Annotated in this window: 21 protein-coding genes; 1 reads left to right on the top strand and 20 read right to left on the bottom strand. The window is 49.3% G+C overall.

Going from position 1 to position 22,700, the window contains the following annotated elements; genetic code table 11:
• Positions 1-9: 9 nt before the first annotated feature.
• The 19 genes from LLU09_RS08460 to LLU09_RS08370 form a co-directional block, all read right to left on the bottom strand.
• On the bottom strand, positions 10-1,422 hold the full coding sequence (locus tag LLU09_RS08460) for a solute carrier family 23 protein (protein ID WP_040106065.1): 1,413 nt from the start codon (positions 1,420-1,422) through the stop codon (positions 10-12).
• Positions 1,423-1,482: 60 nt separating this feature from the next.
• Positions 1,483-2,271, bottom strand: a complete 789-nt coding sequence (locus LLU09_RS08455; protein WP_228311359.1) for an alpha/beta fold hydrolase — start codon at positions 2,269-2,271, stop codon at positions 1,483-1,485.
• A gap of 123 nt (positions 2,272-2,394) precedes the next feature.
• Positions 2,395-3,348, bottom strand: coding sequence for a 3,4-dihydroxyphenylacetate 2,3-dioxygenase (gene hpaD / locus LLU09_RS08450; protein WP_040106067.1), 954 nt, complete (start codon positions 3,346-3,348; stop codon positions 2,395-2,397).
• Positions 3,349-3,380: 32 nt separating this feature from the next.
• Entirely contained in the window at positions 3,381-4,562 is a 1,182-nt protein-coding gene (locus LLU09_RS08445) for an acyl-CoA dehydrogenase family protein (RefSeq protein ID WP_228311358.1), read from the bottom strand.
• Between the two features lie 162 nt (positions 4,563-4,724).
• Positions 4,725-6,584, bottom strand: a complete 1,860-nt coding sequence (locus tag LLU09_RS08440) for a V4R domain-containing protein (protein WP_228311357.1) — start codon at positions 6,582-6,584, stop codon at positions 4,725-4,727.
• Between the two features lie 64 nt (positions 6,585-6,648).
• Entirely contained in the window at positions 6,649-7,668 is a 1,020-nt protein-coding gene (dmpG, locus tag LLU09_RS08435; RefSeq protein WP_228311356.1) for a 4-hydroxy-2-oxovalerate aldolase, read from the bottom strand.
• Positions 7,668-8,570 (bottom strand): acetaldehyde dehydrogenase (acetylating), encoded by a 903-nt coding sequence (locus tag LLU09_RS08430; RefSeq protein ID WP_040106070.1) that lies wholly within the window; start codon positions 8,568-8,570, stop codon positions 7,668-7,670. Before LLU09_RS08430 ends, dmpG begins: the two co-directional genes overlap by 1 nt.
• Before the next feature lie 14 nt (positions 8,571-8,584).
• Positions 8,585-9,232, bottom strand: coding sequence for a GntR family transcriptional regulator (locus tag LLU09_RS08425; RefSeq protein ID WP_228311355.1), 648 nt, complete (start codon positions 9,230-9,232; stop codon positions 8,585-8,587).
• Positions 9,233-9,346: 114 nt separating this feature from the next.
• Positions 9,347-10,240 (bottom strand): AEC family transporter, encoded by an 894-nt coding sequence (locus LLU09_RS08420; RefSeq protein WP_228311484.1) that lies wholly within the window; start codon positions 10,238-10,240, stop codon positions 9,347-9,349.
• 110 nt (positions 10,241-10,350) lie between these two features.
• Positions 10,351-11,874: an anthrax toxin lethal factor-related metalloendopeptidase gene (locus LLU09_RS08415; RefSeq protein ID WP_228311354.1), complete on the bottom strand. Its 1,524-nt coding sequence runs from the start codon at positions 11,872-11,874 to the stop codon at positions 10,351-10,353.
• A gap of 328 nt (positions 11,875-12,202) precedes the next feature.
• Positions 12,203-14,131, bottom strand: a complete 1,929-nt coding sequence (locus tag LLU09_RS08410; protein ID WP_228311353.1) for an FtsX-like permease family protein — start codon at positions 14,129-14,131, stop codon at positions 12,203-12,205.
• Positions 14,121-14,882, bottom strand: a complete 762-nt coding sequence (locus LLU09_RS08405) for an ABC transporter ATP-binding protein (RefSeq protein ID WP_228311483.1) — start codon at positions 14,880-14,882, stop codon at positions 14,121-14,123. The genes LLU09_RS08410 and LLU09_RS08405 overlap by 11 nt, the downstream gene beginning before the upstream one ends.
• Before the next feature lie 102 nt (positions 14,883-14,984).
• Positions 14,985-15,977 (bottom strand): sensor histidine kinase, encoded by a 993-nt coding sequence (locus tag LLU09_RS08400; RefSeq protein ID WP_228311352.1) that lies wholly within the window; start codon positions 15,975-15,977, stop codon positions 14,985-14,987.
• 5 nt (positions 15,978-15,982) lie between these two features.
• The gene (locus tag LLU09_RS08395) at positions 15,983-16,660 is read right to left on the bottom strand and encodes a response regulator transcription factor (protein WP_228311351.1); all 678 of its coding nucleotides are present in this window, start codon (positions 16,658-16,660) and stop codon (positions 15,983-15,985) included.
• A gap of 81 nt (positions 16,661-16,741) precedes the next feature.
• Positions 16,742-17,020 carry a YciI family protein gene (locus LLU09_RS08390; protein WP_222999590.1) on the bottom strand — a complete coding sequence of 93 codons (279 nt, stop codon included), beginning with the start codon at positions 17,018-17,020 and terminating at the stop codon, positions 16,742-16,744.
• 58 nt (positions 17,021-17,078) lie between these two features.
• On the bottom strand, positions 17,079-18,071 hold the full coding sequence (locus tag LLU09_RS08385; protein WP_228311350.1) for a FecCD family ABC transporter permease: 993 nt from the start codon (positions 18,069-18,071) through the stop codon (positions 17,079-17,081).
• The gene (locus tag LLU09_RS08380) at positions 18,064-19,035 is read right to left on the bottom strand and encodes a FecCD family ABC transporter permease (RefSeq protein ID WP_228311349.1); all 972 of its coding nucleotides are present in this window, start codon (positions 19,033-19,035) and stop codon (positions 18,064-18,066) included. Before LLU09_RS08380 ends, LLU09_RS08385 begins: the two co-directional genes overlap by 8 nt.
• Positions 19,025-19,840, bottom strand: a complete 816-nt coding sequence (locus LLU09_RS08375; RefSeq protein WP_228311348.1) for an ABC transporter ATP-binding protein — start codon at positions 19,838-19,840, stop codon at positions 19,025-19,027. The genes LLU09_RS08380 and LLU09_RS08375 overlap by 11 nt, the downstream gene beginning before the upstream one ends.
• Before the next feature lie 19 nt (positions 19,841-19,859).
• Positions 19,860-20,822 (bottom strand): ABC transporter substrate-binding protein, encoded by a 963-nt coding sequence (locus LLU09_RS08370; RefSeq protein WP_228311347.1) that lies wholly within the window; start codon positions 20,820-20,822, stop codon positions 19,860-19,862.
• 108 nt (positions 20,823-20,930) lie between these two features.
• Here LLU09_RS08370 and LLU09_RS08365 point away from each other — a divergent pair, with 108 nt between their 5' ends.
• Positions 20,931-21,950: an NAD(P)/FAD-dependent oxidoreductase gene (locus LLU09_RS08365; RefSeq protein WP_228311346.1), complete on the top strand. Its 1,020-nt coding sequence runs from the start codon at positions 20,931-20,933 to the stop codon at positions 21,948-21,950.
• Positions 21,951-22,103: 153 nt separating this feature from the next.
• Here LLU09_RS08365 and LLU09_RS08360 read toward each other — a convergent pair whose 3' ends face one another.
• Positions 22,104-22,616 (bottom strand): thioredoxin domain-containing protein, encoded by a 513-nt coding sequence (locus tag LLU09_RS08360; RefSeq protein WP_228311345.1) that lies wholly within the window; start codon positions 22,614-22,616, stop codon positions 22,104-22,106.
• Positions 22,617-22,700 lie beyond the last annotated feature (84 nt).

Raw genomic sequence — 22,700 nt, 5'->3', positions numbered from 1 at the left:
CCTTGATTTTTAATCTACAGTGACATAATCTTCATCCGGCAATTTTTTCGGTGGCTCTTCCGCCGGTTCAGTCTCAGCCACATCTTCATCATCTTTCTCAAATAGTCTTGATTTCTGGATGGCAAAGTAAAGTACAATACCTGCCACAAGTGCAGGAGCAGCGCCGTAAAGTGCCAATATTATGGCCATAAGACCTGCCACGCCCATTTCCGCTTCTTTCTTCACCTGCTGCATACCGATCGTGATGCAGAGATAACCTGTAAGTATAAGTGTAATAGACAGAGCAATCGGTAAAAATGGCCTGAAGAACGATACGAGCGGCAGGAGCATGATTCCTACAGAGAACGCAATCAGCATGGAGTTCGTCCCCGAAAATATCGACTGCATGGATTTCTTTCCATACGTATAACGTTCTGCCACAGATGCAGTACCTGCAGTGAATATAGGTCCCGCCATGCCCGGGTGCGGGGCAAAAAGCGAGTTCAACAGGTTGCGGGCAAATGTGACCTTATGGAGCATGCTGAAGTTGTACTCAATCTTCTCGTCGGGCCGCATTTCCTTCGCACGGTTGATGACCTGCTCCCCTACAACAATGTCACCATAGGCAATTACATATGCCATGATGGCAATCGGTATCGCATTGATGAACATTTCAAGTGACGGGAAACCGATTACAAATGGACTGATCGCCCATACTTCCTGAAGGGCGAGTGGGGTGATGCCCCACTCTATCGCAGGAAAGTTATATTCTCCGACTGCCACACCTACACCGATAGCAAGTAATATCGCAGGCAATATCCCATAGCTGGCAATTTTGCGCATGAAGTTACTTTTTCTCGACAGTCTCCTGAAGTACATCGAAAACATGATGAAGAGACAGAATATCGCACCGACAGTGATTGCAACGGGTGTTTCGGAAAGCCTGCCACCAGGCTCTATCTCAGTCATGATTGCTGCAATCCCTGCTCCAATGAGTATCCCTGCCTTCAAGGAAGCCGGCAGATTCTTGACCACTTTTTCTCCAATTCCACTGATGCCGAATATCAGGAAAATGAATGCCAGGACCATCTGTACGGCAATGACAGCCTGTACCGCTTCCGGCCCGGGTGGATATCCTTGAAGAAACACTATGATCAATGGAATGAGCGCAGTGATGAAGCCTGCCACGAATGGGACGCCCATCGATGACGGCAAAAGCATCAGAAACTGATTCAATATCGTAATGGTCAAAGCAGCTTCATAGGATATCCCCATGAAAGAAGTCATGATCTCTATCATGCTGAGGCCAGCTGTGAACAGTACTAAGCCTTGTATGAGTTCAGCCTTTTCCAAACGATAATGTATGAATGGCAAACGGATCTTGAAAGATCCCAACGGCCAGTACGGCTGTTCTTCACCATCTTTTCTTTTTTGATTGAACAATACACTCCATCCCCCTTGTGAAGAAAAGATGGGTGTCCCGGGAGACGCCCATCTATTTGTCTACTTTACTGGTGCCTTAAGAAAATCCTTGATGACCTTATTGAACTCTTCAACCTGCTCCCATTGTGGCCAGTGTCCTGCATCTTCAATTACAGTCAGTTCCGCTCCTGGAATCATATCCTGAATCGGTTTTGCCTGCTCGACTGTGGAAGTCGGATCATGGTCTGTCCATGCAAGCAGCGTTGGCGCCTTTATTTTGCTGCACCAGGAAGGGTCCCAGATATACTGGCTGCGTGCTTCCGGATCTTGAAGGTGGACGATATTGTATACCGCTTCCTGATAGGAAGGTTGTGTATAGATATCGTATCTTGACTGGATCAGTTCATCTGTTACGACACTTTTGTCGTACATCAGCCATTCAAGGCGTGTTTTGACATTCTCATAGTTCGCTTCAACGACCGCTTTGATAGTGGATTCCTTGAGTCTTGCCATGATTTCAGGATCGCTGTTGACATTGCCTGGTGTATTCAGCACCATCGCCTTGACGTATTCAGGGTGTTCCGCTGCAAACCATGCGGCAACCCAGCCGCCAAGTGATTCACCGGAGAGATACACTTCTTCAAGTCCCAGGGCATTGATGACGTCCAGCAGATGATCGCTGTATGCATCGATTCCATATGGCTTGTTCGGCTTATCCGTATAGCCATGGCCAAGCATGTCGATGCAGATGACCCTGAAATCTTCAGCTAGTCCTTTGATGTTCTTGCCATATGCTTCAATATGGCCGCCAGTGCCATGCATCAGGATTAGAGGTTCACCTGTTCCTGATTCCATTACACGCGTTTTCACACCATTAGCATCCAAATAATACAATTTAAATTCAATATCCTGTACTTCAGTCCAAAGTGACACAAAAATTCCCCTTTCATATTTCAAATATTATAGATATATTCAGTAGTCAATTGTCTATTTCTAGTTATTTATTTTAGGTTTCACCCAGTCCTTGTTGACCGGTGTTGTTTCGAAGAAACGGTCTGGTACAGAAGGACCCCACCAGAGCCTGCCGTTGGCATCGTAGTCTTCTTTCGTCCAGCCGATTGGCGGCAGGTCCGTATCACGGTTGTAGTCGCCAGAATAGATTTCGATGCGGTGGCCATCCGGATCCCTGATATACAGGAAGAATGCATTACTGACACCATGACGCCCCGGGCCATACTCTACAGCATCGCGGTATCCGGCATCTGCGAGAAGGTCTGCTGTACGGACAACACCTGCCACTCCATCAACGATGTAGGCAATGTGGTGGAGTGCCGCCTCATCCTGTTTTACGAGCGCAACATCGTGTGTGGACGTTTTAGCCCTTGTCCATGCAGCGAACTTTTCATCGCCATCCTGGACGAATTCTGAAATGCTGAAGCCGATCGCTTCCCAGTATTCCCAAGCTTTATCTACATCAGTCACACGGAGATTCATGTGATCGATGCGTACAGGCGGTATTCCGTTGAAAATGTGTGTATTGCGCATCGGCAGTTTGTCGACTCCCATTGCTCCTTTGCCCACGTCCACTTGCTCCATTGCGTGATAGAATTCTACAGGATGACCGCTCGGTTCAGCGACTCTGAGCGTCCGCCCACGACCCGGATGGGAACTTTCGACCATTTCCGTTTCAATGCCCATCTCATGATGCTTCTTCTCGAGCTCGTCCAGATACTCTTCACTGGACACTCTGAGACCAAAGCTTGCAAGTGATGCTTCTTCTCTCTTTGTCAGCACAAGTGTATAGATATCAAATTCGTCTGTAGCTTTAAGATAAAGGCTCTCGTCTGTTTTATTCACTTTGATGAAGCCAAGTGTGTCTACATAGAACTTTTCTGATTCTGCCAAATCTGTTACATATAGCTCAATTTGTCCCAGTCTTAAAATCATCGCGTTCAATCCTTTGCTTTTATATTTGAATTTTAACCTCTTACCTTACTGTCAAAGCCGAATAGATCCTGTCCATATGCTGCAACTGAGTCTTCGTAGAGAGAAGTCTTGTGTGTTGCAAGAGATACGATATCCCTGAAGAAAAGTTCGATTGGTCCGCCTTTGTAAAGCGCGCCACCGCCAAGAGTAAGCAAAATCCTCATGCCGATTTCAGTCGTCGTTTTGATGATCTTCGTACGAAGTGCAAAGAACTCGGAGTTTGGTGTCTCGGCACCATTTTCTTCATATTCTTCAAGCAATGTGATGTATTTATCGAGCAATGCTTCCGCCGTCTTCAATTCCGTCGTTATTTCAGCCATGACCCTCTGGCTTCTTGGGGATTCGCTTTCTCTCACACCATCCATGAGGCGCACGCGCTTCTCAGTCGCCTTCTTGAATTCCTCGATCATTCTTTCGGCAGCGCCTACTGCCATGACAGGGAAACCGAAGTAGAATGCCGGGAACAGAGGCACATGGTATAGCGGGTAATCCTTTTCATAATCGTCATCTGCAGGACGACGGATTTCTTCAGCCTGCTCCGGCATGAAGATCATATCATCCGGTACAAATACATCTTCGACGATGATCTGGTTGCTTCCACTACCCCGCAGTCCAAAAGTATCCCAATTTTCTACGATTGTGAACTGGTCTTTGTACAACATCGGAAGTATGACTTCTTTTCCGCCTTCTCCATTATCCACCTTTACACCGACACCGACCCAGCTTGCGTGGTTGATGCCGCTCACAAAATTCCATTTGCCGCTTACCCTATATCCGCCTTCTACTCTTTCAGCTTCTCCTACTGCTGCAAATATATCTGCAATCAATCCACCATCATTGTAGATCTTTTCCTGGCTTTCCTTCGGCAAGTAGGCCGGAAGCATATTGTGCAGTGGATAAAGGAAGGTGAGCCATGCTGCCGATACGTTATAATTGGCAACTTTTCTGAGCACTTTTACAAAAGTCCTCAGGCTGACATCTGGTCCACCCTGATTTTTGGGAACCATCATCTGGGTGATGCCCACCTCTTTCATCAATTCAACTACTTCAGATGATACGCTCGCATCTTCCTCAGCCTGTTTGGCTTGTGATTCCGCCAGTTCACCGACACGTCGTGCACCTTCAAGAAGTGCTTCTTCAGTTAATTCAGGTTGCTTAACCAGTTGCTGGGCCATATAAATCATTCCTCTCATCAGAAAATTCTGTAATGTATGCGATTTCAAAACTATAGTCCTTATTCTAATTCAAAAATTTTCTGATAACTAGAGCATGAAATGTTCTTGGTTTAAAAATAAATGAACACTTTTTGTTCATCTTACAGCTACCCACCCCAATACTTAAAACTTAATATCCTTCAAAACGATAAGCGCTTTCATTATAAGCAATAGATTGTTACTCACTTCCGGATCACGCAAATCCTTTTCCAGAAGATCTTCTATCCGTTGAATCCGGTGTCTGAGCCCACTCATCGACAGGGAGAGATCATTCGCAGTATTCTTCAAATTGCCCCCATTTCCCAAAAAGCAGTACAGGGTTTCAAATAACTCATGACTTTTGTGATTTTCAATATCATAGAGGGACTTTAACTGATCCTGTGCCAACATTTGGATACTTTCAACATTGTTTGAATTGATCAGTACACCTACTACACCGAGCTCATCGTAGTAAAGGCGGTCCTTACGGATGGCCAATCTCAATGCAATACGTGCTTCTTCATATCCTTTCACCGCATTTTCAATGTCCTGTCTGACCCCGCTTATCCCCATGTGGAAGTTCATATGTTTCAGGTACTGCCCGATATATGATGTATAGTCGTCCATGATTTCATCCATGCGTTCCGGATCGAAGAGCATGATGATGAGCTTATCATCCTTGTATCCTGTCAGCACCTGCTGTCCTCTGTTACGGTAGTACTGATAGGTCAAATCCAGCAGCTGCTCCTGGAAATTGAATTCTTCCTCAAGTGTCTCTTTTTCATTATCATAATCCACAGCGACGAGCCGATACGGTTGTGAAAAATCAATGTCTATGAATTTACCGCGTTTCAGCAATTCCGCTTTGGGAATTTCTTCATTGAGCACCTGTTCCAGGTAACTGCCTTTCATACGTCCCAATGATTCAAATGCTGCCTTCTCATTAAGAAGAACAAGTGCGGCTGCACTGGCAAGGTGCTCCAAGTACAGATACTCCGCCTCATAGTCACCGGATTCCTTCTTTCCAGTGATCATCGAACAGTAACCAAGAAGCTGCTTCTGGACTAGAACAGGAACGACGACACGGTTATAGTGTTCCAGTTCAAAAATTTCCTTTCTCGAGGAAAGCGTATATCTATTCTGCTCTTTGACAAGGAAATTCGGCACCAGTTTAACCGTCGCTTCATACAGGTCTTCCCTTTCTTCTTCAGTCAGACCGGAACTGGCTATCGTTTCCATGGATAGATTTTCTATCGTCACAGGTGATTTAAGTATCTTTCCCGCCTTATCGGTGATATCCTGCAGCCCTCTGCCGTTCACCACTTCACCTGTAAGTTCCTTCTGAAAGCTTGAAAGTCTGGTGATGAATTCGGTCTGCTCCAGCAGATTGTCATATGTATATTCAAGCTCTTCAAGAATAGGGGTGCGGTCGAGGAGGTCCTTGACGCTCTGTTTGACGTCCTCCCCCCATACTTCCTCAGGACGGACCATCCATTGGCAGCTGTCATGCCCCGCCCCCACACACGTAATCTCTTTTGCAATCAATGGCTTCTTGAAAATTGTGGACATGAATCCGCTTGAATAGCCGGCCAGAGTATGGCAGACCGGCTCGTCCGATAGACCGAAGTGCTCCATATGCTGTTCCACTTCATAGGATCCGAACCATTCTCCGCGGCCTATCAGCGTCTTTAATGACCCATCCGCGTTGTATTCTATATCGCACCGGTGGTCCACTCCATTGATGTGACCCGATTTTATATGCTTTATCGGTCCATCCACCACAAGCTGTGCCAATGGTTGACCTGTCTTCATCAGCTCAAGTCCGTCTGCCTTCCCCATTTCCCAGCCGAACTGGAAAAGGAAGCTGTCCATCCTTTCCACGCCGATATGCTTGGCGACCTGGATGCGCAGTATCCCCATGGAATTTGCAGTGGAAACGATCTTCCGGTCATTTTTCGGTATATTCTTCTCTCTGATACGCTTGTCCTCAACTGAAACTTTCATAGAATGCCTCCTTTATGAATTGCAGAAAGAAAGCTCAAGACCAGGTGTCTTGAGCTTTCATCAGTCATGCGTTCTGCTTCTCTTTTGCGAGTTCCTGTGCAACACCGACAATCCAGTCTTCCTGGCCGCCGACGGCGCCCATTTCGGATATCCTTGTCAGAATGTCCCGGGCATCGACACCATACTCTTTTCCTGCACGTTCAGCAAACAGCAGGAAGCTGGAGTAGACGCCTGTGTAGCCCAGCGTCAATGACAGGCGGTCGATCTGTACAGGCCTTTCCATCATCGGCTTCATCAGATTCTCTGCCGCATCCATCGTCTTGTACAGGTCGAGGCTGTGTGAGATGTCCATCCGGTTCATCACTGCCACCAGCTGTTCTGTCGCCGTGTTTCCTGCACCGGCTCCCATGCCGGCGAGGCTTGCATCTATCCGATTGGCCCCTTCTTCAATCGCTACGATGGAGTTCGCCACCCCAAGAGAGAGGTTGTTGTGGCCGTGGAATCCGATTTCCGTTCCGCTGGAGAGGTTTTCCTTGAACAGGGAAACACGCTGTCTTGTGTCATCCATTGTCAGGGCACCGGCGGAATCGACCACATAGATCGTGCCTGCTCCGTACGATTCCATCTTCTTCGCTTCTTCCAGAAGGTTTTCGGGTGTGGTCCTGTGGGACATCATGAGGAAACCGACCGTGTCCATGCCGAGCTGGGCTGCTTTGCCGATATGCTGCTCAGACACATCCGCTTCTGTACAGTGTGTCGCCACCCTGGCTACCTGTGCTCCGTATGAATGTGCTTTCTCCAGGTGTTCGATGACACCGATGCCTGGAAGCAGGAGGACGCCGACCTTTGCATTTTTGGCATTATCTACAGCCGTCCGGATGATATCCTCTTCACTTTCCTTTGAAAAGCCATATTGTATGGAACTGCCGCCCAGTCCATCCCCATGGGTCGCTTCAATGATATCCGCGCCGGAGTCGTCAATCGCCCGTGTGAGTTCGGCGATCTGCTCCTTCGAATACTGGTGGCGGATGGCGTGCATCCCGTCGCGCAGCGTTACATCATTAATCGTTACTTTTCTACCCATTATTTAAGCACCCCTTCTTTTTGCATACTTTGTGCGATGACTTCCCCAGTCTTTACAGCAGCAGATGTGATGATGTCGAGGTTCCCTGCATACTCCGGCAGGAAGTCCCCGTTCCCTTCAACTTCCACGGACACGGTGACGATGTCGCCTTTGATCACCGGGTCTGCCTTGAACCTGTAGCCAGGCACATAATCCTGTACATTACCAAGCATCTTTTCAAGTGATGCTTCAATTTCAGCCTTCTTGTCCTCGGCAGAGCCGGCCGTCTTCACATGAATCGTGTTTCTCATCAATATCGGCGGATCGGCAGGGTTCAGTGTAATGATCGCCTTCGATTCCTTGGCACCGCCCACTTCCTTCAATGCTCTCGCTGTCGTCACTGTGAATTCATCTATATTCTGCCTTGTACCCGGACCGGCACTTTTGCTGGAAATCGAGGCAACAATTTCTGCGTAATCCACATCGAGGACATCCGACACTGCTTTGACCATCGGGATTGTCGCCTGGCCGCCGCAGGTCACCATGTTCACGTTGTCCAGGTGCGGTATCTCCTCTTCTTTGAGATTGACGGATGGTACAAGGAAAGGCCCGACTGCAGCAGGTGTCAGGTCGATGGCTTTCTTGCCCATCTCCTTAAGTATCGGTGCATTGTGTGCATGTGCTTTAGCTGAGGTTGCTTCATATACGATATCTGCCAGTTCAGGCTGTTCCTTCAGGCCTTCAATACCGTTTGAAATGGCAACGAGACCATTCTCCTCAGCCTTTTTCAAGCCCTTCGATTCCGGATCGATACCAATCAATGCAGTTACTTCAAGTATGTCACTTCTCATCAGTTTGATCATCAGGTCGGTTCCGATATTTCCGGATCCGATGATTGCGCATTTAATTTTGTTGTTTGTCATTTCCATCCCTCTTTCTATTTTTTAAGTTCCTTACTGTTGCAGCAGTATTCACACGCCTGTCTGAGATGGTCGGTAAGCAGCTGCTGGGCCTTCTGGACCTCATCCCTTTCGAGTGCCTGGACGATATCCATATGCTGCTGGATGATCTCCTCCTGGTTCGTCAGCGCCGCTTCGCTCGTAATGTCGATCAGCGTCCTAAAGATATCGCGCTGTGCCGACCATAGATGTGAGAGGCTGGTGTTATCCGCCATCCTGACCAGCAGGTGGTGGAAAGCCAAATCGATCTCGATGTCGCGCTGTTTATAATAGTCCGCTTCCTCCATCTGCTGAATGTACAGCAGCAGCCTGTCCTTGTTGTTCCTGAACCTTTCGGAATCGATCTGCCCAAGTGCATGGGTCTCAAGAAGAATCCGTGTGTCGTAAAGGTTCTCGATGTCCTTCTGTTCAAAACCGATTACTGCCGTACGTCCATTGGAATGTTTCTCCAGCAGATTTTCGGCAACCAACTTTCCAATCGCCTCCCTGACCGGGCCGCGGCTGACTCCAAGTTCATGGGACAGAGCGGTTTCCACCAGGGCATCCCCTTTTTTGTATTTTCCCAATATGATGTCTTTGCGAAGATGATCGACAATTTGAGAAGCGATATTCGTTTTGGTAATCAAATTGTTTCCACCTCCGTGAATATTCTGAAATGTAAACAGTAAACATTAACCTAAGTGTAAGAAACCGTTTGCATAAAGTCAAGTAAAAATTCTGAAATTTACCCTTTTGACTTTTTAAATGCCGAGCAGGATGAGACATATGGGTATCGTAATAAGGCTGATTAATGTGGTCACCAATGTAGAGAAGGAAACGAGGTTGGGCTTTACATTGAACTGCACTGCAAGCATGGTCGAGTTGGCGGCAACAGGCATCGCGTTCAGTATGATGAATACCAGCTTCATCGTCTCATCCACCGGCATGAAGAGGACGAGGATTGCTGCCACTATGGGTGAAATGAGCATACGGACGACAACGACAGTTGTAATATCCTTCACTTCAAACTTCTCCTTCGTAATCTGTGCAAGCTGCATTCCGAGGATCAGCATGACGACTGGAATCGCCGCATTGCCTGTCATCTGTATGATTTCCATCAGCTTGTCATCGATTCCAACGTTGCCAAGCTGCAGGAGAACACCCGCCAGTGCTCCATATATGACCGGAATCCTGAAGATGCTGGCGAGTGCTTCCTTTGCAGATATCGTTGCCCCATTGCCGAAGGAGGCGATGAATATGCCGACCGAACTGATGATGAAGCCGTGCAGCACCATCAGGACGATGGCGTAGTCGAATGCAGTCGCTCCGATTGCAAACAGCACGACGGGGGAGCCATAGTTGCCGCTGTTCGGAAACAGGGTGCCGAGCAGCATAGCCGAAATGTCCTCCTTGTCCGATTTCATGAAAAAACCTATGGCTACTGTCACCCCGGCAAGAATGGCTGTAATGACCAGGGAGAATATGAACAGATACAGATAGTCGACCGTGATTGCGTTGCTGTAGAATGTATCGAAAGTCAGCAGCGGCAGCAGTATGTATAGCGATAATGCGGAGATTGATTTTATATCCATGTGAAGCAGTTTCTGGGCTATATATCCTGTAGCGAATATAAGAAAAACCGGGAGTACAATCATCACGAGTTGCATCATCTTCACCTTCCTTTCTTATTTTCATCTTCTTTCCATCATAGATTATTATGGCATCAAAAAGAAGCCAGGCAGATGCCTGACTTCAATATTCAAAACTAGCTTCTTCTTAAAAAGAGCACGATTGCTGCAATGATGCCGAGCAGGAAGAGGACGACTGCCCCGATAATCAGCCCGATATTGGAACCGCCTGATTCAGTCTGCTCGCTCTCCTGTGCAGTATCGACCGCTTCTTCACTGGTCTCATCCTCTGCAGATTCTTCGGATGACGCTTCATTCTCTGCTGTTTCTTCTTCCGTCGGTTCTGCAGTCGTTTCTTCCTCTTGCGTCTCCTCTTCAGTTGACGCTTCTTCTGTACCCTCTTCGGTCAGCTCTTCTGTACTCTCCTCAGCAGACGGTTCCGTACTCTCTTCCGTCGCTTCTTCGGTGCTTTCCTCAACCGTTTCTTCCGTCGAAGGCTCAGTGCTTTCTTCCTGTACGGCCTCTTCAGTACTTTCTTCGGCCACTTCCTGATCCTCATTGTTCGACAGCGCTGTAGAGAGTGCAGAGTCCGCTTCATCCAGCTGATCCTGGGTGATCTGGCCGTCGTTTAAGAGTGCATTCGCGTTCTCAAGTGCGGATTGGAGTTCGGGCGTGCGGGATTCCATCGGAATCTGTTCCGCTTCATTGACCGTCTGCTCCAGTCCGGATGTATCCACTTCAGGGGCATCGCTTACATTGGTGGTTGTTGCCGTCCTGAAATATGAGGTCAGCAATGGATTGTCATTCTGGTCCATTGCACGGACATGGTAGTTGTATGTCGTCGATGTGTCCAGTCCCTCATCCTGGTAATGGGCTTCCTGCGTCGTATCGATTAGCTGGTCATCCCGGTACACTTCATAGTATGCCGCACCCTGAAGCGGGTCCCATGAAAATTCCACAGTATTCCCTGTCGCGCCCTGGATGGTCACCAGTCTGTTGTGGAACGTCTCCATGAATTGATAAGTCTGCGGAGCACGCTCGGCCAGACGGGCACTCGCATTGCCACCCAGGTAATACATCGCAAATGTCTCTGCAAAATATTCACCTGGTGTATTGAAGTAGCCCGGCACCTGATGGTCGCGGAAAAGGTTGTCCTTCTCCTGTGCCATGATGTCCCTGAACGCCTGCGACTCACTTACTGTAAACCCTGCTGCATAGCTGTCCACGGCATGGCCGTATTCATGGAGCTCAAGGTTGATTGTCGAGTGTGAGTTCCCGGGATTGCTGTATCCGATTCTTGCAGCTGTCGTATAACCGCCGGCGCCTGGGACATCATCCCAAGTGCGTCCTGTACCTTCCCACCCTCTTGGTGTTACACCTGAAAGATACTCGAATTCCGGCAGTTCTGTAAGCGGCTGATCCATAAGTATGATTCTGACGCCCGCACGGTTCGTATGAGCCAGGATCCGTTCATCCACCCTAGCGAGCCGGTTGATCATCGCCTGGGCTTCATTCGCATCATAGCTTCCGTCATTATCCCTGACTTCAACCATGTTCTGTAGACTCGGACTGGCAGCAGATGCCTGCTGGGGTGCAAATCCAGTAAACACCAGCATGAGGCCGAGTACCATCACAATTCCTGTGAGGGTTTTCTGTTTCATATTCTTCCCCTACCTTCGCATATGTTACCTGGTACTCCTCTTCCCGTAAATCGGGTGTTTAGACACGAAGTTTCCTCTCATTTGATGTTATTCTACACTATAGTGCCAAACCTGTTTAAAGGCAACCAAAAGAAGACAATATTCCAGAATCTTTCACAATTGACTCTAGTAGACTGTCTTCCCTTCAATACACATCATAATGGTTTTTCAGACATGGTTCTGATGAAACGATGATGATGATTCACCCCATAGTGTCTAAACAGATTTCTTGCAATTAAAAATGATCATCCGTCATATGAATGCAGAATGGCCATACCTTTAGCAGTATCTAGGTCAGGCTTTCCCTCACGACTTTCTTGTAGTGGACCAGTGACAGCAGTGCAAAAAGGGAATAGAAAAGTGCATATACCCCCATCACAATCAGCATCGGCGTCCACATTTCAGTGCCAAAAAGGAACCATCCGGCGTTCACTGCGAAATAGGCATGCAGCAGGCCGATCAGCAGTGGCACCCCGAAGGTGATGATCATTTTGAACGATAGCCCCCTGATGATTTCACGTTCCGAAAAGCCGAGTTTCCTGAGTACATTGTAGCTCCCCTTTTCATCCTCGCTTTCACCGACCTGCTTGAAATAGAGGATGCATCCTGATGTCACGAGAAATGCGAAGCCGACAAACGCAATGACGAACATTGTCATGCCGGAAGCCTGCAGCTGACCCGTTTGCTGCTGTATTTTGGATTCAAAGGCCGGGTTCTCCTCACGATTCATCATATTCAAGATATCCATACTGTCGCCTTCAGTGATATCGATGGCATGCAACATCTTGACACCCTGCTCCTGCATCTCTTCGGACTGATGCTCGGAGAGCTCCTGATAGACCGTTTCGTCGACAATGGCTGTAGGTGAACCGTAGGAAACCATGCTTGGAAGAACCGCCGCCTCCTTTATGTCAACGAGTTCAAGCGAACGTTCGTAGTCATCCGAGACGAATGTCATGGGTGCATGCAATGTATAGTCGATGAAGGTCTGCATGACACTCGGCGTGCCGGTGATGATGGTTTCATTGGGTCCTAGTGCGACTGAACCAAAATGCGCCTCACTCACAACATTCACATACAGAGTCGAACCGTTAAAATCCAGTGCCTCGAGATCAGCACTGATTGCACCTTCCGTCTTTGCCTCGTAGTCGACCGCCGGCATTTGGATGCTTTCGTAATCCACTCCTTCTTCATCGAGGAATTCCTCATAGAATTCCAACGTTTCCTCTTCATAGAACACATAATCATGCGGCATTGTATTTTCGACCATCTTCTCTGTAGAGTAGTAGGTGATGTAGGACAGCGACATGAGGCCGATGCTGAGGGCACTGATGACGGCAATCAGCGTCAGCAGGAATGCATTGGACTTCATCTTGTACATGATCCTTGTCAGGGAGAGGACATCCGTCACACTCACGTGTCCCTTCTTCGATTTTCTGATCATGTTCAGCACGAAGGCAACTGAAAATTTGAATGTGATATATGTTCCGATGATCGTCAGACCCAGCACACCGAATACAAGCAGAAAGATAAGGGAGACATTCTCCATCAGCTGTGTGGAGAAGTAATAGCCGACTGCCACCATGGCGAGCCCAAGGACGCCCATCAGCACTGTGCCCGTGCCGAGACGCCTTGTATCCGATTCGCTTGTCCGATTCATCGTCATCATCTGCAGCAGTCTTGTCCGCTTCAGGAAAATGAAGTTCTGAATCATCAGCAGAATGAATATGCCGATGAACAGCAGCGCCGTCTGGCCCACTGCCGCCATTGAAAAGTTGAGTCCGACGGAAAGTTCGACCTGCATGATCCTGAGCAGGATCATCATCAGCATCCTGGACAGCAGGAACCCGAAAAGGATGCCCACCATCAGGCTGCCGAAGTAGATGATGGCATTCTCCAGCACCAGTATCCTGAACACTCTGCCCCGGTTGAGTCCGATGAGCTGGAAGAGCGCAAGTTCCCGGTTCCTCCGCTTCAGGAAGATGGTATTTGCAAACATTACGAACGTGACGATGATGACGATCAACAGGACTGAACCGACTACAAATCCGGTCGACATCATCGTCCCTGAAGACAATTCCTCGGCGGCACTCTCGTCCTTCGACATGAGTACGAAAGAAAAGTACAGGGAAACACTGAAAATGAGCGCGAAGATATACAATCCATAGTTTTTGATGTTCCTGAAGAAATTCTTCAGGATGATGCGGTTAAGATTCAACGCCGACACCGCCCAGCACGCTCTGTGTATTCATGATTTCCTTATAGAATTCCTCCTGGGGACGCCCGCCCCGACGCAGCGTCGAATATACCAGTCCATCCTTCAGGAAGATCACCCTGCCCGAGTAGCTTGCAGCTGTCGCGTCATGGGTCACCATCATGATGGTGGACAGGCTCGCCACATTCATCTGCTGGAGTTTCTTAAGAAGGTTGCTTGCCGACTTCGAGTCCAGCGCCCCTGTCGGCTCATCGGCAAAAATGATTTTCGGCTGATGTATGAATGCCCGGGCGGCGCTGGTACGCTGCTGCTGGCCGCCGGATATTTCATTCGGATACTTCCCACTCAGTTCATGGATGCCGAGTTCTCCAGCCACCCGTTCGAACTGACGGTCCACCTCATCCTTCTTCATATTCCTGATGGACAGCGGAAGCAGGATATTCTCCTTCACAGTCAATGTATCAAGCAGGTTGTATTCCTGGAAGATGAACCCGAGATCATTCTTTCTGAAGTGCGCAAGCTGCTTGTCCTTCATTTGGGTGATATCCGCGCCTTCAATCTGTATATGGCCGCTGCTCACACGATCGATTGAGCTCAGTACATTGAGCAGGGTCGTCTTTCCGGACCCTGATGCCCCCATGATGGATACAAATTCACCCTTTTCGATATTCATATCAATCCCTTTCAATACTTCTGTCCGGTTGAATCTGTTGCCATAGGACTTTTTGATGTCCTTTGCTTCCAGTATCATAATGACGCCTCCATCTGTTTTTTATCATACTTATATTCTATATGTATCCTGTCGGACAATCGTTCGATTTACATGACAGAAACAGAAGACCATGTGACATTTTCGTCACATGGTCTTCACTCTATGGAAAGTATTCCGTCCCGGAAAGATGATTACGACCCGTGTGCCTTCCCCATATTCGGAATCCACTTCAATTTTCATATTCATGGCCGCTGCAGCTTCCTGTGCAAGGTACAGCCCCATGCCGGTCGCCTGTGCATCCTCATGGTCGCTGGTCGAAGTGAAGCCTGCTTCGAATATCCGGGGGAGGTCCTCACTCCGAATCCCCCTGCCATGGTCGGTGACGGTGAGGACAAGGCGGTCATCTTCCATGGCGCTGCTGATGCGCACATCATCATCATCCGTATATTTGACACTGTTTGTAATGATCTGGTCAAGGATGAACGTGAGCCATTTGACATCCGTCTCCACTTCTTGTACTGCCAGATCGATATCAAAGCCGACCCCCTTCTCCATGCACAGGCGTCTGACCTTCTGGATGCTCCGCCTTACAAGCGGTTCAATTTCAACGCTTTCGAAATAGAGGTCATTCCGGATGTTCGGCAGGCGCTTCATGTACAGCATCTCATTCAGCATGCCATCAAGCCGCTGCCATTCATTGGCAAGCTTCGCCTTCTCCCGGCCTTCCAGATCGTCGATCAGCAGGTTCATCGTCGTCATCGGCATCTTCATATCATGGATCCAGCGGGTGAGGCCGTCCAGGCTTTCCTTCGTTTTGCCCGACTCCGCGTCCAGCCGCTCGTCATGTGATCGCTTCACCCTGATCAGGCGCTCATGTATGGCCTGCTGCTCGGCCGTGACAGGCTTTGGCAGGGTGTCGATGTCCTCCACCGCCTCGAGGGAAAGCAGTTCCCTCGTATACCGCCTGCCCCTGGCATACTGCCATGCCGCGAAAATGACGAGGAGCACACTATTGATGGCAACGATATAGAGGACGGAAAGATCCGGGATGGCCGCATCCAGAAGTCCAAGCAGCAGAATCATCCCGTTGAAAAGGAGGAACAAAAGCCACCAGGGCAAGTGCTGCTTCAGATACATCAGTCTCACTCCTTCAGCATATAGCCGAGTCCGGTTTTTGTAATGATGGCATCTTCAAGACCCATCTCCTCGAGCTTTTTGCGTATGCGGTTGATATTGACGGTCAGCGTATTATCGCTGATGAACTTCGCATCATCCCACAACTGTTCGATAAGCGTCTCCCTTGAAACGACCTGATTCCTGCTCCCGACGAGTATGGAGAGGATGAAGGATTCGTTTTTGGTAAGATCAAGGACATTCCCCTCCCTCGAGACCGTGAGCTTTTTGAAATCAAACACTGCGCCACGGAATCCGACCACATCCATATCCTGCTCTCTGTACTGGTAGGCACGTCTCAGGAGCGCCTGGATCTTTGCCACCAGCACTTCGAAGTTGAAGGGTTTCTGTATATAGTCGTCGCTGCCCATCTGCATGCTCATCACCATATCCGACGGATGATCCCGTGAAGACAGGAAGATGATCGGCACACTCGATATATCACGGATCCGCCTGCACCAGTAGAACCCGTCATATTTCGGCAGCGTAATATCGATGATGACCAGGTCCGGTTCAGACTGGATGAAGTCATGCACGACATTGCCGAAATCGGACACCCCCGTGACCGTGTGGTCCCATTCCCCAAGGCGCAATTTCAACTCCTCATAAAGCGTCATGTCGTCTTCAACAATGAATATTTTCGACATTATGGCTTCCCCCGATTTCTTTTGCGAAAAATAAATATCCAGTTCCCATTATAGAGGAAACTGGATATTTTGCATCGTTTTCTATGACTGTATCGTGTAGTCCGTCTGCATGTCCCACTCATGGACCTCATAATGACGGGCGCCGCTGGTCACATAGGGGTCCTGTCTGACGATCTCTTCGACCGCTTCAAGGGATTCCCCCTGATAGATGACGAGGCCGCCGGCGCCATCGGCAAACCTCCCATACATGAAGACATGCCCGGCTTCCCTCTGCTCCTTCAGGAAGTCCAGGTGCTGCTGACGGTATTCCTTGCTTTTCTGTGCATCCTTCATCGGTGCCAATGCTGCAAAATATTTCATTCCATCCCTCTTTCCAAATCTTCTTTCCTATATATTACCATCATGTTGCCATGTTTTTCTATATCTGTTTGGCTTTCAGGAGCAGCCTCAGGAAATAGGGTCCGCCGATCAGTGCCACTACGATGCCCGTCGGGATGATCATCGGAGCAAGCAGCAGCTTGCCGACGAGGTCTGCTCCCGTAAGGAGTACCCCGCCGATCAGAAGGGAAGAGAAGAACAGGATCTTCATATTCTGACCGAACAGGAGCCTTGAGATGTGCGGTGCAATCAGACCGATGAAGCTTATGGCACCACATACGCTCACCGCAAGGCTCGAGAGCATCGCAGACAGGATGATCAGAATGATCTTTTCCTTGTTCACATTCATGCCAAATCCGATCAGCATTTCATCATCCAGGTTCAGCATCCCCATCTCCCTGATGCGGAAGAAGACAAAACCCACGATGATCAGGATATACGGCACCGATATGAAGACGAATGGCCATGTATCCCCCCATATGTTGCCGGCGAAATAACGGTTCAGCATCTCCATCTGGGTTTCATCGAACATGGACGTGAATACATAGACGAAGCCGGTCACCCCCATCGCCGTAGCAATACCGATCAGGATGAATATGTTGCTTTTGAACGTCCCGCCCATGAATGACAGGAAGAAGATGATGAGTACCGTCGCAAGGCCGCCGATGAAGCTCATCAGGGGCAGTGCATACAGGTGCTGGCTCATCGAGCCGCTGACGAACATGATGAAGAGGACCACGCCGAATCCGCTGCCGGCATTGACACCGATGATGCCCGGGTCGGCAAGCGGATTCTTCGAGATGACCTGCAGTATGAGACCGCTCAATGCAAGGGCTGCGCCACAGACCAGGGTGACGATGATGCGCGGCATCCTGAACTCGAACAGTACGAGCCGCACATCCTCCCCTGCCTGATTGATCAGTAGATCCATCAGGTCGCCGGGAGCCAGACTGAAGGTACCGGTAAGCAGATGAGTGACTACGATTGCGATGAGCAGGGCGATGATGATGATGAATTTCATACTGTTACGCATATTTCCGCCCCCGCTTCTTGATGATGTAGATGAAGAAAGGCAGGCCGATCACCGCGATGATGGCGTTGACAGGTGTTTCATTGAATACTCTGGCGAACATGTCGGATAAGGCGAATATCATCGCCCCGAGCATCCCGGTATAGATGATGGTGAACCGGTGCATATTGCCGAAAAGCATCTTGACGATGTGGGGCACAAGCAATCCCAGGAACACCACGTTACCCACCATGGCAACGGCCATGCTTGCAAGCATGATGGCAAGAACCAGCGTCACTCCGCGATAGAGTGTCTGATTCTGGCCGAGCGAAACCGCCATTTCATCCCCGAACAGGAGGATATCAAGCTCCTTTGCCAAAAAGAGCAGTACGGTCGCAAGCACCAAGGCAATCGGAAAGACCAGGACGATATTCGACATCGACTGTCCGGCAGCACCGCCTGCCGTGAAGAACGCAACATACTGGCCCAGGCCGAATGTGATCACCAGAAAATCCGTCACCGCATAAAGCAAGAGGCTGATTCCGGCGCCGGCCAGAATCAGGTGCATCGGAGAGCGGTAGCGGGTCATTGAAAGGATCACCAACCCGACCAGCATGCCACCGATAAAACCGATGCCCATCACCCCGATGAACGGCAGTGTAGGAAGCACCAGCGCCCCGACGATGATCGCCAGGTTGGCCCCGGCATTGATGCCGAGTATGCTCGGCTCACTCAGGTCATTGTGCGTGACGGACTGGAGGACGAGACCCGATATGCTGATCATGAAGCCGGCGAGCAGTGCGCCGAGCACACGGGGCATCCGGATTTCGTACAGGATCTGATGGGCCTGATCCGTCATATCCAGGCTGAAAATCACCTCAAGCACCTGCTGGAGCGTGTATGTATTCGTTCCGAACATCATCGCTGCCACAAAAGACAAAAGAATGCCCATCGCTACGATGGGCAAAGGATACCATTTACGATCCATGCTGGACCTCTTTGACTGTCTGGCAGAACAGATCATAATCTGCGAGAATCGGTTTGCCTGTCAGCGGATCGATGGTGATTTTTCCATTGATGTTGAATACATTGTTCAGGATGTCATTTGTCAGCACATCGGTCGGATGGCCACTTTCTATGATTTCACCCTGATCCATGATGATGAGGTGATCGGAATATTTTATTGCGTGGTTGATGTCATGCAGCACCATCACGACCGTCTGCTTCGTCTGTTCATTCAGCCGTTTGACGATGTTAAGTGTCTCAAGCTGGTGGTGGATGTCGAGGTATGTCGTCGGTTCGTCGAGCAGCAGGACATCTGCCCCCTGTGCGAGGAGCAGGCTGATCCATACGCGCTGTGCCTGACCGCCTGAGAGCTCGCTCATCATGCGGTCACTGAACTCGATGGCGCCGGTCTCCTTGAGCGCCCAGTCGATGATCTTATAGTCGTCCGGTTTCAGGCTCTGGAACCGTTTCAGGTGCGGATACCGGCTGAAGCTCACCAGGTCGCGCACTTTGACATCATACTGGAGGCGGTTCTTCTGGGAGAGTATGCCAACCTTTTTGGCGACATCCTTCGACTTCATCTGACGGATATCCATATCGTTGATATAGACACCGCCCTCCTTGGCTGAGATGATTCTCGAAATCGTCTTCAGCATCGTCGACTTGCCGCAGCCGTTCGGGCCGATGATGGTCGTCACCTTGCCCTCCACCAGCTCCATATTGATGCGATTGAGGATCGTGCGCTCATTCAGTTCGACTTTTATATCTTTCAGCATTACACTCGTCATCCATGACACCTGCCTATTTTTATTTCGTCAATGCGTCTACAATGATCTCCTTCTGGTATTCCAATGAATAAGGGTCGTTATAGTAGAATGTCGGGGAATCGAATTCGATGACATTGTCATTCTGTACAGCGTCGAGGCCGTTCCATACTTCCGTGTCCTTGTAGGCGTTGTCCGCACCGGAATCACCCGTGCCGACGAACATGTAGTCGCCCGCATATTTCTCTATCTCCTCAGCGGAAATCTTCTTCCAGCCGGTTTCGACGACTTCGTCCTGGACGGCTTCAGGCACTTTTACATCCAGCCCCTGATAGATGATTTCGGTGCCGCGGCCCCAGTTTGTACCATATACATATATGTCTTTGGCGAACTGCTCTATGACGCTTGCGGTTGTATCTTCACCGATGGCCTCCTGGACCACTTCACGGTCCGCTTCAAGTTCTGCTTCCCAGTTCTCGATCCACTCTTCCGCCTTCTCTTCATTGCCTGTAATCTTACCTAGTTCCCTATGGATGTCAAGATAGTTCCACTTGGCATAATCGATTGGAATTGTAGGAGCTACCGCTTCCAGTTTATCTAAATTTTCGTCGGAATTAAAGGTAATTATCAAATCCGGGTCAACGTTCATCACCTGTTCAATATTCCCCTCTTCAATCAGCTCGATGCCCTCAGTGTATGGCTCAAGCACTTCGCTTTCCGTCACCCTCGCATGCGCGCCGACGACGTTGGCATCCATGTGCATCAGATTCCCGAAATAGCTCATCCCGAGGATGACGATGCGCTGTGGATCTTCAGGAATCTCTATCTCCTCGCCTGCATCAGTCGTGTAGGAGACCATGCCGCTTGAAGCATCCTCTGCCGAACCTCCGCTCGTCTCTCCTGCTGCCGATTCATCCGTCGCTTCTTCTGACGATTCCTCTGAATTGCCACATGCTGCAAGAACCAGTACCATAAGTATTGCGAATAACCCGATGAACTTTTTCATTTTTCTACCCCGCTATGATTTATTTGAGTTGTCGATATTGATAATCATTCTCATTGACTATATAATAAACGAGAATAGGGGAAATTTCAATAGAAATGGGGAATGGCCATGAATATTTCTGACACACTCATCATCGGCGGAGGGCCTGCAGGTTTGTATGCAAGTTTCTATGCAGGGCTGCGCGGCATGAGTGTCCAGCTCATCGATCATCATTCGGAACTTGGCGGAAAACTCAATATATATCCCGAGAAGATAATTTGGGACATCGGCGGCATCCCCCCTCAGCCGGCTGAGGATATCAAACAACAGATGATCACCCAGGCAAAGACCTTCCACCCTGAAATCCATGTCTCGACGACATGCCAATCGGTCATCCGCCACGCGGACCACTTCGAAACCGTAACCGACCGGGGATCCTTCTACAGCCGGACACTGATCATCGCCTCCGGACGCGGCATCTTCACTCCAGTCAGGTTGAAGATCGAAGGCGCTGAAGCATACGAACTGACGAACCTTCACTATACCGTCAAAAGGCTCGAACGCTTCAAAGACCGGAATGTGCTCATCTCAGGCGCCGGCAATACGGCGGTCGACTGGGCGGATGCACTCTCGGAAGTCGCTGCCTCGGTCACGATGGTCTACAGGAGTGAAGAAATGAAGGGGCATGAAGCGATGATCGCCTCCCTTCACCGGAAAGATAATATTCAGATGTGCGCGCAGTGTGCAATAGAGATGCTCCATCCGAACGATGCCGGTGATGCCATCGCCTCGGTCAAACTCAATAATGGTCTGTCACTCGATGTCGACGATGTCCTTGTCAGCCACGGCTATGAATCAAACTGTGAATTCCTCAACTCCCTTGAAGGCGACATCAGGTACAACGACCATCAGATGATCAAGACCCATGATGTCGCGGACACACCCGTGCCCGGCATCTATGCCTGTGGTGACCAGATCGTCTATGACGGCAAAGTCCGGCTGATCGCCGGATGCTTCACAGAAGCCGCCCAGGCAGCCAATCATGCGAAGACATTCATCAAATCGGATGCCCCTGAAGATGGCATGGTCTCCTCACACAATGACATCTTCAAGGAAAAGAACAAGGCTCTGATCCGGAAGATGCACTGATAGGTCAGTAGAACTCGCATGTCGGGCTTGACGCAGTTATTCCGGCAGAGCAGACCGTCATCTTTATGGCAGCGAAAGCTGCCTCTTTTTATTGTACCTCCACTAGCTTCAATGTAAGTTTGACCGGGCTTCTTTCAACACATACATCCCTCATCAATCCAGCATATATGCCAGCTTTTCAGATATTTTCCTCGGCTCACTCATACTGTCGAACTCGAATTTTTCGCCATTTATGAAGACCGTCGGCACAACCAGAATTGAACGCTCCAGCGCCTCCTTTGTAATATCGAGGCTCAAGTTCATCGTACTCCTCTGCTCCTGGCAGCCATACTCCTGCTCCATCATCTGTTCGATTTCCCCGCTGTCGAGATGCGCCCATTCCTTCTGTGTCAGGAACAGGGACTTCATGATTTCATATGCTTCATTGGGCTGGTTATAGTCCAGAAAAAGGTTGGCTATCGTACCATGGAGCAGCCGCACCTTCGGTTTGTCATAGTGCTTTATGGTGTATCGTACTTCCCCCGATTCGACACGCGGCATCACAGCTTCGTGGGCAGCCAGAAAAAAGTTGTGGCAATACGGACAGGCGGTGTTCAGAAAAACTTCAACATGCTTTTTGGCCCCATCCCGTCCAAAGCTTAAAGGTGGTGCATATTCCATACTCATGGTATCCCCTCCACTATTTTATTTTTGCCATTCAAGTATAGAGCAAGGTGCAATCGATGTGAAGATTCATGTCATCACCCGAAT

This window comes from Salinicoccus sp. RF5 (assembly GCF_020786625.1).
Lineage (GTDB): Bacteria > Bacillota > Bacilli > Staphylococcales > Salinicoccaceae > Salinicoccus.
This window is presented reverse-complemented; position numbering and strand designations above follow the sequence as displayed.

Excerpts from the sequence above, each read along its gene's own strand:
- hpaD (WP_040106067.1), bottom strand. The coding sequence starts at position 3,348 with ATGATTTTAAGACTGGGACAAATTGAGCTATATGTAACAGATTTGGCA.
- LLU09_RS08445 (WP_228311358.1), bottom strand. The coding sequence starts at position 4,562 with ATGGCCCAGCAACTGGTTAAGCAACCTGAATTAACTGAAGAAGCACTT.
- LLU09_RS08440 (WP_228311357.1), bottom strand. The coding sequence starts at position 6,584 with ATGAAAGTTTCAGTTGAGGACAAGCGTATCAGAGAGAAGAATATACCG.
- dmpG (WP_228311356.1), bottom strand. The coding sequence starts at position 7,668 with ATGGGTAGAAAAGTAACGATTAATGATGTAACGCTGCGCGACGGGATG.
- LLU09_RS08430 (WP_040106070.1), bottom strand. The coding sequence starts at position 8,570 with ATGACAAACAACAAAATTAAATGCGCAATCATCGGATCCGGAAATATC.
- LLU09_RS08420 (WP_228311484.1), bottom strand. The coding sequence starts at position 10,240 with ATGATTGTACTCCCGGTTTTTCTTATATTCGCTACAGGATATATAGCC.
- LLU09_RS08415 (WP_228311354.1), bottom strand. The coding sequence starts at position 11,874 with ATGAAACAGAAAACCCTCACAGGAATTGTGATGGTACTCGGCCTCATG.
- LLU09_RS08400 (WP_228311352.1), bottom strand. The coding sequence starts at position 15,977 with ATGTATCTGAAGCAGCACTTGCCCTGGTGGCTTTTGTTCCTCCTTTTC.
- LLU09_RS08395 (WP_228311351.1), bottom strand. The coding sequence starts at position 16,660 with ATGTCGAAAATATTCATTGTTGAAGACGACATGACGCTTTATGAGGAG.
- LLU09_RS08390 (WP_222999590.1), bottom strand. The coding sequence starts at position 17,020 with ATGAAATATTTTGCAGCATTGGCACCGATGAAGGATGCACAGAAAAGC.
- LLU09_RS08385 (WP_228311350.1), bottom strand. The coding sequence starts at position 18,071 with ATGCGTAACAGTATGAAATTCATCATCATCATCGCCCTGCTCATCGCA.
- LLU09_RS08380 (WP_228311349.1), bottom strand. The coding sequence starts at position 19,035 with ATGGATCGTAAATGGTATCCTTTGCCCATCGTAGCGATGGGCATTCTT.
- LLU09_RS08375 (WP_228311348.1), bottom strand. The coding sequence starts at position 19,840 with ATGACGAGTGTAATGCTGAAAGATATAAAAGTCGAACTGAATGAGCGC.
- LLU09_RS08370 (WP_228311347.1), bottom strand. The coding sequence starts at position 20,822 with ATGAAAAAGTTCATCGGGTTATTCGCAATACTTATGGTACTGGTTCTT.
- LLU09_RS08365 (WP_228311346.1), top strand. The coding sequence starts at position 20,931 with ATGAATATTTCTGACACACTCATCATCGGCGGAGGGCCTGCAGGTTTG.
- LLU09_RS08360 (WP_228311345.1), bottom strand. The coding sequence starts at position 22,616 with ATGAGTATGGAATATGCACCACCTTTAAGCTTTGGACGGGATGGGGCC.